Origin of the sequence: Zymomonas sp. (assembly GCF_020216885.1) — a bacterium.
Classification (GTDB): domain Bacteria; phylum Pseudomonadota; class Alphaproteobacteria; order Sphingomonadales; family Sphingomonadaceae; genus Zymomonas.
The window spans coordinates 1-10,000 of the sequence record NZ_JAIWON010000025.1; the positions used below are offsets into that span (position 1 = coordinate 1).

General features: G+C 46.8%; 8 protein-coding genes. 4 read left to right on the top strand and 4 right to left on the bottom strand.

Features of this window, described 5'->3' with window-relative positions; translation table 11 throughout:
- The 4 genes from LDL18_RS01280 to LDL18_RS01295 all read right to left on the bottom strand — a co-directional run.
- A partial coding sequence (locus tag LDL18_RS01280) for a S1/P1 nuclease (protein WP_296506326.1) occupies nt 1-642 on the bottom strand: 642 nt, incomplete at its 3' end.
- Nucleotides 643-670: 28 nt separating this feature from the next.
- Nucleotides 671-3,163, bottom strand: coding sequence for a TonB-dependent receptor (locus tag LDL18_RS01285; protein ID WP_365974480.1), 2,493 nt, complete (start codon nt 3,161-3,163; stop codon nt 671-673).
- A gap of 328 nt (nt 3,164-3,491) precedes the next feature.
- On the bottom strand, nt 3,492-4,286 hold the full coding sequence (gene phoC, locus LDL18_RS01290) for an acid phosphatase PhoC (protein WP_296506330.1): 795 nt from the start codon (nt 4,284-4,286) through the stop codon (nt 3,492-3,494).
- A 157-nt stretch (nt 4,287-4,443) separates the two neighbouring features.
- Complete coding sequence (locus tag LDL18_RS01295; protein ID WP_296506331.1) at nt 4,444-5,388, bottom strand: metallophosphoesterase; 945 nt, start codon at nt 5,386-5,388, stop codon at nt 4,444-4,446.
- A gap of 506 nt (nt 5,389-5,894) precedes the next feature.
- Between LDL18_RS01295 and LDL18_RS01300 the strand changes: the two genes are divergently transcribed.
- The 4 genes from LDL18_RS01300 to LDL18_RS01315 all read left to right on the top strand — a co-directional run.
- Nucleotides 5,895-6,713: a tetratricopeptide repeat protein gene (locus LDL18_RS01300; protein WP_296506332.1), complete on the top strand. Its 819-nt coding sequence runs from the start codon at nt 5,895-5,897 to the stop codon at nt 6,711-6,713.
- Nucleotides 6,714-6,943: 230 nt separating this feature from the next.
- Entirely contained in the window at nt 6,944-7,666 is a 723-nt protein-coding gene (locus tag LDL18_RS01305; RefSeq protein ID WP_296506334.1) for a tetratricopeptide repeat protein, read from the top strand.
- Nucleotides 7,667-7,842: 176 nt separating this feature from the next.
- On the top strand, nt 7,843-9,219 hold the full coding sequence (locus tag LDL18_RS01310) for a tetratricopeptide repeat protein (RefSeq protein ID WP_296506337.1): 1,377 nt from the start codon (nt 7,843-7,845) through the stop codon (nt 9,217-9,219).
- Between the two features lie 137 nt (nt 9,220-9,356).
- Nucleotides 9,357-10,000, top strand: a 644-nt coding sequence (locus LDL18_RS01315) for a tetratricopeptide repeat protein (RefSeq protein ID WP_296506339.1), incomplete at its 3' end; no start/stop codon positions are given.

Here is a 10,000-nt window from a genome sequence, read left to right on the forward strand (position 1 = left end):
TGAAGAAAGATGTTGCGGGTCGGGGTCAATCTCTTTGACTACATAGGTATCCCAATAGCTGTGAAGGTTGAGCGACCTTGCATTATTGATCGAGACTTTGACGCAGTTACCGCCCCGATCATCATGATCGGCGGCGTGGAGCGGCTGATGAAGATCACCGACAAAATGAAGGACATATTTTAGCGCCAAGACCCGATCTTGATTGGATGTTGCTTTGCTGGAAAGTTCCCTTTCAAAGCGATCTAACTGGCTGACGACGCAGGGTTGTGCGCCGCCATTTTTCATTGGATTAGATCTGTTGGATGCTGCCGCACAGGCGGTGACAAGATTGGGGTTGCCGATTTCGATATCAACAAAATGCCACGGTTCGGTTTCGCCATGTCCAGCCGAGCGCCATTTATCTGCCCATGTAGCGCGAGACATGAAATCCGGTTCTGTCAATGTATCATGATCCATTGCCAGAAGAGCATTGACCTTTTTGCGGGTCGTCGGCGTCATGTATTTCCATGCCAAAGCGGCAATAGCTTCATGGCCTTCCATGCCCCAAGCATAAAGCGGTTGGGGCAGGGTGAGCATAGTGGCGACTATAGCCCATTTTGTAAGCCGTTTTTGAAACAGCTTTGAAACATGATTATCCGTCATATGAGCATCCTATGCGATCATCCGGTGATTAGAAACCGCTGCTGATAGAGAACATGGCTGAGAAAGGTGACGCAATGCTGTAGGTCGGTGCAGAGCCTTTGACCATCTGTCCATCCAGAGCCTTGGCATATTGGGCGTTGGTTTGGAGACCCGAAGCATAGTTCAGATAATGTTTGTTGGTGATGTTGGAAAGATTGAAACGGATGGTTGGGCTTTTGAGACCGCCCCAGCTTTTGAAGCGATAGCCGCCACCGATATTCATACGAACATAGGAAGGCACTTGTTCGTCATTCATAAAGGTTGAATATTGCGATCCGACATATTTCAGGCTGAAGTTACCGAAGATATGGCCGTTGTCGTAGTCGAGGCCAAAGCCAACCTGATAGCGAGGTGTTTGCGGCGCAAATTTGCCTTTTGTTGGTAAAATAGCTGAAACACCGGAAGCAGAGGCCGCCAGATTGCTTCTGTTACGGGCATCAATATATTCGGCAGAGACGTAAGGCCGGATATTATAGATAGCACGGGTACCGATTTCAAAATCGACACCATTCGTTGTCTGGTTACCGCCGTTAATGCTTCTGGAATAGTAAGAAGTCGGGTTGTTAGGGTCGATAACGGTTTGAGAAAACAGACGGTTATGGAAGTCGTAATGGAAATAGGTCAACGAGGTGTTGATCAATTTACCGTGATAACGCCAGCCGAATTCTTCGGATATCGATGTTTCCGGCTTGAGATCTTTCACCGCCTGATTGCTATATCCGGTTCCGGCCACATAGGCGCCGGAATCAAACAGTGAGGTGTTCATTGGGATGCGGTAATTAGTCGCGACCGAGAAGAATACCTGATGTTCATCGTTGATTTTATAACGGATAGAGCCGCTGGGTAAGACTTCGCGGTAAGTCTGGTTGATATTTTTACCGGTGGAGGTGTCAGGGAGGTAATTTCTGCCCTGACGATTGATAATCGAGATTTTAACACCGCCATCAATCGTCAATTTGTCATTCAGTAAAGAAATCGTGTCACCAATAAAGGGCGTATGGATAAAGGTGCGAGTCAAGTTATCGCGATATTCAGCCGTTTCGCCATTGGCCAAAATAACATGAGAGCCGCCGCCCCATTTGTCGCGCGGGCTGCCATCGTCATTCAATAATGAATAAGGCGCTGTTTGGCGTTGAGAGGAATATTCAAACCAATAGCCGATCATCAGACGGTTGATGCCTGACGTCCATGTCCATTTGGTTGTAGAACCAGAACGATAGGTTTTAGTGATTGAGGGTTCATAGAGCAAAGTCTGGCCATAATTTTGCCCATCGACGGTTCCGCTCATGGTTTGGGAACCATAGGACATTTTGTTCATATCCTGCCAATAAGCACCGCCGCCATTTCCGTTGCTATATAAGAAATAGGGAGTTTCAGTCAGCGTCATCTTATGTCCGAGATTGAGATGAACCGGCGCGCTGACATAGATATTGGTGAAAGGGTTGGGATGTAATTTATAATAGGTCGTATTGGCTTTGGTATTACCGGTATAAACCGAGCTGTAAACGGTATTGGCAATGCCCGATACGGGCCCGCCCATGATTCCTTTTCCGTATTTTTGCCAAGAAGCCATATTAACGCTGGGCATGTTAATATTGTCGAGGTTATTCCCGATGACAAGCAATGAGGCTTTGTTGTCCTTACCCCATTCCTTGACCACTTTCATTTCACCGTGAAGTTTCTTTTCGGTGCCGGGCCCACGCCATAAATCTTCATGGGTATCGGAGAAAGAGAAATAGGCGCGTGTGCCGGAATTGCCGATTTCACCCGTATCAAAACGGGCAAATCCACGGAAAGTATTATAAGAGCCATAGGTAAAATTGGCGCGTCCGCCCATTTTTTTAGCCGGATCAATCATCTGCATGTTGACCACCCCACCGGCGGCGCTGACGGTTGGGCTATCGAGATCGGCAGAGCCTTGAGCAACCTGAATGGTTGACAAATTTTCGGAATCGACAATTTCTTGTGGATAGACGGCATGGCTACCGACATCGTTCAGCGGGAAGCCTTCCAGAATATAGCCCATTGAGCTTTCATTCATGCCGCGCACCGAGGTATGTCCACCGGTCAAGCCCATCGGGTCGGAATCCGATGAGTTAACGCCCGGCAAGAGGGCGATCAACTGCATCGGGTTAAGCCCCGGTGTCTGTTTTTCGATATAATCGCGGGTCAGTGTCGATTTCGATTTGGGAGAGTCTTCCTTGATCATCAGACCGCCGCCAAATGCCCGTCTGGTCACACCATCGGCATAGGAACGCCCCGTCACCACAATGGCACCGTCATTTTTTGTTGGATGATTGGTGCTGTTATCGGTTGCGGCATGTTGTTGACTGGAGGTGTCATCGGTTGCGGGCTGTGGCGGCACCGTATTTTGTGCCATCGCGCCGGAAACCCATAAAGACGAATATAAAATGACCCAATTTAGTCTGGACTGTTTAAATGACAAAAAAGATTTTGTTTTAGCCGATAAAAGATTCTTCATCCCGTCCCCCCTTAAAATATTTCCCGATCCTGCTATGATACAAATAGCGGTTTACAATGATTAAGTTCGATGATTGCTTGTTTTGAAAATATCATGTCTAAGAAAGGTGATGATATTTCGGCCTATCGGTAAGGCGTTTCTATAATTTTGTCGTTATCCGGCGGGAAAAAGGCGGTTACTTGTGATTTGGTTTGTGGCATGAGAATGCCACAGGAATAAATCGGATTGCCTTTGAAAGAGGTTGCGCTCTTTCATTCTTTCTCCTGTTTGATATCTAAAAATTACAGCAAGCAATCCTTCCCCTTGTTGAAATAATACTCGATTGAATTTAGCGAGCGCTTTGTTCAATCTTGCATAGAAGATCGTCTGGCCTGTGCGCTGATGCGCGTGCCTTTTCTAATTCTTTCCGAGCTAATTCCATATCTTGGCGGAAATTGGCATCCCCATGTAAAGCCGCAATTTCGCCCGATGCCATGATATAGCCTGCCTGCACATCGCTGAACCAATGCGCGCCGCAGACAATCCGGCTGGTTCCAAAAATTTGGCCGCGCTGCAAAATATTGGCCGCATGATCAGGGATTAATTCAGCCAGAATGAGCGCAACGCTCCAACCGATAGTCGTATGACCTGAAGGATAGGAGCCTTGTTTTCCCAGACCTTCCCGATCTTTTTCCGTGCAGATAGGTTGATCGGTATCCACAAAAGGCCGTTTGCGATTCCAGTTATTTTTAGCTTTGCCAATATCGTCATATTCGGTGCGGAGTGCGTGTTTAATCAAATTGGCAAGATGCGGTAATTGCGCAATATCGAGATTCATGTCTGCGGCGCAGGCATAGTCTTTGAGAATCGAAGCGAGGTGAAGATTGGCATCTTGGGTTGCCAATGCCCAGCGCGGGCTACCTTTTAATTGTCTGGTGCTGTTAAAGGTTTGATCATCATGCGCCTGTAATGGACTGCCAGAAGTGGGTGGGGGCGCAAGATAAAGAAGGGGATCACTGTGGAAATGATAAGTCGAGGAGGGTTCACTTTTTTCTGTATGAGCTGAAACGCTTTGAGAAAGGCCGCTTGCCAGAACGCCGGATGTAAGCGCGATCATACAGATGAACCGCGGGACTTTTATCATGTCGTCAGTCTTCCCTTGTTATATAAGATGGATAGAAAATGCCGATTTCACGACATTTCCTATCCTTTTAATAAAAAAATCTTTATTTCAAGAATTTAATTCTTAATTTTAGTTTAAAATTGTAACATAAAAATATCATGTGGCTGTAATAAGACAATTATGTGTTGCGCGGGTCTATCGTGTGGAAGCCATAGCTTTCGTAATGCGGAATGACTTTACCCTTTTCGACTTTGACGACCATGAAGCCTTCCGGCGTGCCGTAGCGCGTACCATGCCACCAATTGCCGCAGACTGATCCCCCCGTGATATAAGGCACGCCATGCCATTCGACCCGTTCGACAACATGGGTATGTCCCTGAAACACCCCGATCACATTATAATGGTCGAATAATTCCAGAATATCGGCCGCATTGATGACCGACAAAGAATGATGTTTCATTTTATTGAGGGGGACAGAGGCGTAATCAATCGCATTCATAATCGGAATATGAGTGGAAACAATAATCGGTGTGCCGACAGGCTGGGCAGCGAGATCGCGCGAGAGCCAATTGAATTGTTCGGCATCAACGCGACCTTCATAAGAGCGATCTTCTGTAATGCCGATTGAATCCAGAATAACGAAATGCACGCCTTTATGATCAAAGGAATAATAGGTCTGTCCGAAATTATCCTGAAAGTATTTTTTTCCGTAAAAAGGATCGGTCGGTTGGGCGCCGCTTTCTTTGAAGATGCCGAAGCAGTCATGATTACCCATGGTATTATGAACAGGTAATCTCAGATCATCGGCGGTGCGTTTGTAAAGATCGGCGAGCATCGTGGCTCTGCTGGCGGAAGCGCCTAGCGCATCGAAGACATGATCGCCGCCATGAATAGCGAAATCGGCAGGAAATTGTCGCGCCTTTAAAAAGGCTTCGTGGCAGCCCTCGGCACCGTTTAATTCAGGTTGAAGATGCGTGTCGGTAATAAATACAAAGCTAAAGGATTGGTGAGACCGTAACGGGGGACGATTAGGAACACCGGCATAAAGGCGAGGTGCTGTTGCGGCGGCCAATGTTGCGCCAGCAGAGAGTGACAGGAAGCGGCGACGATTAAAAGAGATCATGGATTCTACCCTATTTCCTCGTTAACCTATAAAAATATCGGTTTTTGAAATTTTCATTTCGAGAGAAATGAGGCCAGACAAGCCAATAGAGAGGGCGATATCCGATGATATGCCTTGAACACAAATTATCCATCCAGCTTGTTTAAGCCCCCCGCCCCAAGAAAGATTTTATGTGTCTAGAGTAGAAAAGTGACTGTATTGTTACAGCCTTTATTCCCTCTGATACCGATTTTTTGAAAGAATGTAAGACGTTTTAGTCATCACTGTTTGAATGGATGTAACTAATTGGCTTTATTGTGGATTATGCACCACAAGTCATTTTTGAATTGAAGCGCTTTGGGGCTTGTGTCTAAAGCGATGCAGAAGGAGGTGTTTGGCTGGAGGGGCTATTTTACAAGAGAGAAAGTCTTTTAGTGAAACGGCTTTGATCGTTGTCTGCCTTTACCGATCCGCGATACGGTTATTTCGAGACATCCCTATCCAATGATAGAAAACAGGCGGTGGTCATGAAAAAAATTCTGCTTTTATGGGTTGTGGCTTTTTCTTTTGTAGCCAGCCACACGCAAAGGCAGATCAGAAAAGAATTAGAATCCTTTCAGTCGAAATATGCGCCCTTGATAAAAAAGCCTGTTCAAGAAAATAGCTCTGGGCGGCGTTTTGTCGTCGAAACAGATAATATACCGCCTGATCCTCCGCTTCGTTCTCAAATCTTGTTGCATCCCCAAGAGGCCGCCAAGAAAGGCGATGCCGAAGCCCAAATGTTTTTAGGAAAAGCCTATCTGACGGGACGTTCCGATGTTCCTAAAGACAGTAAACAGGCCGTGCTTTGGTTGCAAAAATCAGCCAATCAAGGCTATGCCGAGGGCGAAGTCGCGTTAGCGGATGCTTATCACAATGGAACGGGCGTGGTGCGAGATGAAGCGAAAGCGGCTGTTTTGTACCAAAAGGCGGCGGCGCAAAATAACATCGAGGCTGAAGCCCGTTTAGGTTTTGTTTATCATCAAGGGCGTGGTCTTCCCAAAGATGATAAAATGTCTTTTTTCTGGTTCGATAAAGCAGCGCATCAAGGATCCCTTTTGGCACAAAGGATGGTCGGAGTAGCCTATTATTACGGTAGCGGTGTTCCAAAGGATAAGGGGCGGGCTTTCATATGGTATCAGAAGGCGGCTAATCAGGGCGATATGATGGCGCAATATTTATTGGGTATGGCCTATCTTACTGGAGAGGGTGTTGCGCGATCCCAGCGTGATGCGGTTTTCTGGCTAGAAAGAGCCGCCGCCCAAGGGGATTATAACGCCTTTAAAATTCTGCAAAGACTGCAATAGCCTAATCCATAATAAGAGCATTGTTATCCTATCAATAGAGGATTTTTATATCCCTGTATTGGAAGAATTATGCGCTTTTTATGCGAGGATTTTGTTATTTGCGAGTAGATAAAACAGAGAGTTATTACAATATTTTTCAATTTGAGAAAATTATAAGTGGATTTTGAATGATATTATCGTCGTGATTGTATAAGGGCTATGCAGTCTTTGTTACTAATTATACGGTGATTATGAAGAGAATACTTGTTTTGACTGCCGCCCTTCTTCCAGTTTTTGCCCAGCCCGCTTTTGCCCGTATCGGTGTTGGTCGCGTTGTAAAAATGACCCGTGATGGTTTGAAATCTCCGCTTCAAAAAGCGGCCGAACGGGGCGATGCCAAAGCGCAATATGCTTTGGGCAATGCTTATTCCAAAGGCCAAGATGTTTCCAAAAGTGACGAACAAGCTGTCTCTTGGTATCAGAAATCTGCCAGCCAAGGCTATGCACCGGCTCAGGCGGCTTTGGGATATGCTTATTCCTCTGGATTGGGTGTGACCCATGACGATCAACAGGCCGTTTCTTTTTTCCAAAAAGCGGCCAATCAAGGTAATGCTTCGGCTCAATATAATTTAGGCATGGCCTATTCAAATGGTCAGGGTGTGCCTCATAGTGATGAAGAGGCTGCTTCTTGGTATCAAAGAGCGGCACATCAGGGTTATGCCCCTGCCGAATTTAATTTAGGTGCCGCCTATTATCATGGCGAGGGAATCGTTCAGGATTACGCTCAGGCCGTCTTTTGGTATCAAAAAGCGGCTGAACAGGGGGATGCCAAGGCGCAAACGGCGTTAGGTGTGGCCTATATTACAGGTCGAGGCGTGACGAAAAGCAGAGATAATGCGCTGATTTGGATTCAGAAAGCCGCCGATCAGGGAGATGTGACGGCTCAAAAAATTCTACCTGCTTTGAAGAAATAAATTTTTCTGAAAGGCTTTTTTGAGAAAAGAGCGGGGTGGCCTGTGGCGGGCTGCCCTGCCTTTATTGATATCGGAAATTGGGGGCGGTCATTTTTCCGAATGATCTTTTTGTCACGGATGGTTTTCTGGGGGGAGCGCTGTCTGTGGTTGTTATTCCTTTTGAATAGACGGTTATTGTGAAAAAAATTCTGCTTTTGTCGGCTTTCTTCTGGCCTGTAATGCTGTCTCCTATCGCTGCGGCGCGAAAGCCTGTTCTTCAAGCGGGTAAGGATAATCCGAGGATGTCGCTGGAGCAGGCGGCTGAAGCCGGTGATGTCGCGGCACAATCCAATTTAGGCTTGGCCTATTATGCCGGAGCAGAGTTGCCTAAAGATGCAGCAATGGCCGCTTTTTGGTTTGAAAAAGCCGCGCGTAAAGGTTTTTCAGCGGCGCAATATAATCTGGCCGGTCTTTATGCCACAGGAGAGGGCGTGGCTCAAAGTGATAAGCAGGCGGCCTTTTGGTATCAGAAAGCGGCCGAGCAAGGTGTTGATGAAGCGCAGTATAATCTTGCTCTGGCTTATGAGCAGGGTAAAGGCGTTGAGCAAAATAATGAACAGGCGCTTTTTTGGCTGAAAAAAGCCGTCGATCAGAATTCTTTTAAGGCTGAAACGCATTTGGGGTTAGCCTATCGAGCCGGTGTTATCCTGCCTCGTGATAATAAAAAAGCGGTGGCGCTTTTTCTGAAAGCAGATCGTGAAGCCTATTATGCTGAAGCACAAACGGCTTTGGGCGATGCTTATCGTCTCGGTCTCGGGGTAAAAATGGATGACCAAAAAGCGGTCTCTTGGTATCGGAAAGCGGCCGATCAAGGCGATGTGAAAGCCGAAACGGCTTTGGCTGTTGCTTATGCTTTGGGAATGGGCGTGCCGAAAGATTATGAGCGTGGACTAGCCTTGTTCCAAAAAGCTGCCGATCAAGGTTATGCCGAAGCGCAATATAATTTAGCTTTTGCTTATGCCAATGGCAAAGGCGTGCCAAAAGATGCCGAAAAGGCCGTTTATTGGTATCAGAAAGCCGCTGACCAAGGCGATGTTGATGCACAATTCTATCTTGGGCTCGCCTATCGAAAAGGGGAAGGCATTGAGCAAAATAATGAAAAAGCTGTCTTTTGGTATAAAAAATCAGCAGAGCAGGGCTATGCCAAGGCTCAATTGAATTTGGGGTTTTGTTATCATAATGGCCTAGGTTTAGCGCTGGATTATGACAGAGCGGTATTCTGGTATCGCAAAGCGGCGGAGCAGGGCGATAGCAAAGCCGAATATAATCTGGCTATCGCTTATTATAATGCTGAAGGTGAGCCACGGGATCTTGCCCAGTCGATCGATTGGTTCCAGAGAGCCGCCAGTCATGGCGAAGTGAGCGCTCAATATAATCTTGGGGTTTTCTATCTGAAAGGCGAAGGCGTGCCGAAAGATCGGAATCAAGCCATTTTCTGGCTGGAAAAAGCAGCTGCCCGAGGGAATGTCGAGGCTGAGTCAAGCTTGCATAATTTGGATCATTATCCGATTTAAGAGCTTTCCTCTGTGCGGCTATGAAGGATTGAAACGGCTTTTGTTTCTTTCGACAAAGCTGTTTAATATTGGCTAAAACCTCTTAAATAGGTCGAAGGAAAAGAAGTTCAGCTTTTTTGAGAGGATGGGCGGTTGTTATGAGAAAATTCCTGTTTTTTACGGCCGTTTTTTTGCCTTTTGTCGTTAATCCGGCGCAAGCCCAGACGGCGAAATCAGGAAAAGTGGTAGCCGGAAAAACGGCTCTGTCTTTGGAACAGAAGGCCAAAGCCGGTAACCCCAAAGCGCAAACCGATTTAGGCACGGCTTATTATAACGGCCAAGGTATGGCGCAGGACTATAAACAGGCTATGGTCTGGTATCAGAAGGCGGCCAACCAAGGTTATCCGCTTGCCCAATATTATCTGGGTAATGCTTGTTTGCAGGGCATCGGTTTGACCCAAAGCGATGAGCAGGCCGTTTCATGGTATCAAAAGGCAGCTAATCAGGGTTTGGCTGATGCTCAATATAGTTTGGCTATCGCCTATTATACTGGGCGCGGTGTGACGCAGAATTATGGGCAGGCTTCTTTCTGGTTTCAGCGTTCTGCCAATCAAGGCTTCGTTCCTGCCCAATTTTATTTGGGTGTTATGTATCGGAATGGAGCAGGCATAGCCGAGGATGATGACCGCGCTTTATTCTGGTTTCATAAGGCCGCCGATAAAGGCTATGCCGATGCTCAATATAATTTGGGGCTGATCTATCACGAGGGCAAGGTCGTTAAAAAAGATGAGAAACAGGCGAC

What these genes read in the sequence shown, in the direction of transcription:
- LDL18_RS01300 (WP_296506332.1), top strand. Translation starts at nt 5,895, where the DNA reads ATGAAAAAAATTCTGCTTTTATGGGTTGTGGCTTTTTCTTTTGTAGCC.
- LDL18_RS01305 (WP_296506334.1), top strand. Translation starts at nt 6,944, where the DNA reads ATGAAGAGAATACTTGTTTTGACTGCCGCCCTTCTTCCAGTTTTTGCC.
- LDL18_RS01295 (WP_296506331.1), bottom strand. Translation starts at nt 5,388, where the DNA reads ATGATCTCTTTTAATCGTCGCCGCTTCCTGTCACTCTCTGCTGGCGCA.
- phoC (WP_296506330.1), bottom strand. Translation starts at nt 4,286, where the DNA reads ATGATAAAAGTCCCGCGGTTCATCTGTATGATCGCGCTTACATCCGGC.
- LDL18_RS01285 (WP_365974480.1), bottom strand. Translation starts at nt 3,163, where the DNA reads ATGAAGAATCTTTTATCGGCTAAAACAAAATCTTTTTTGTCATTTAAA.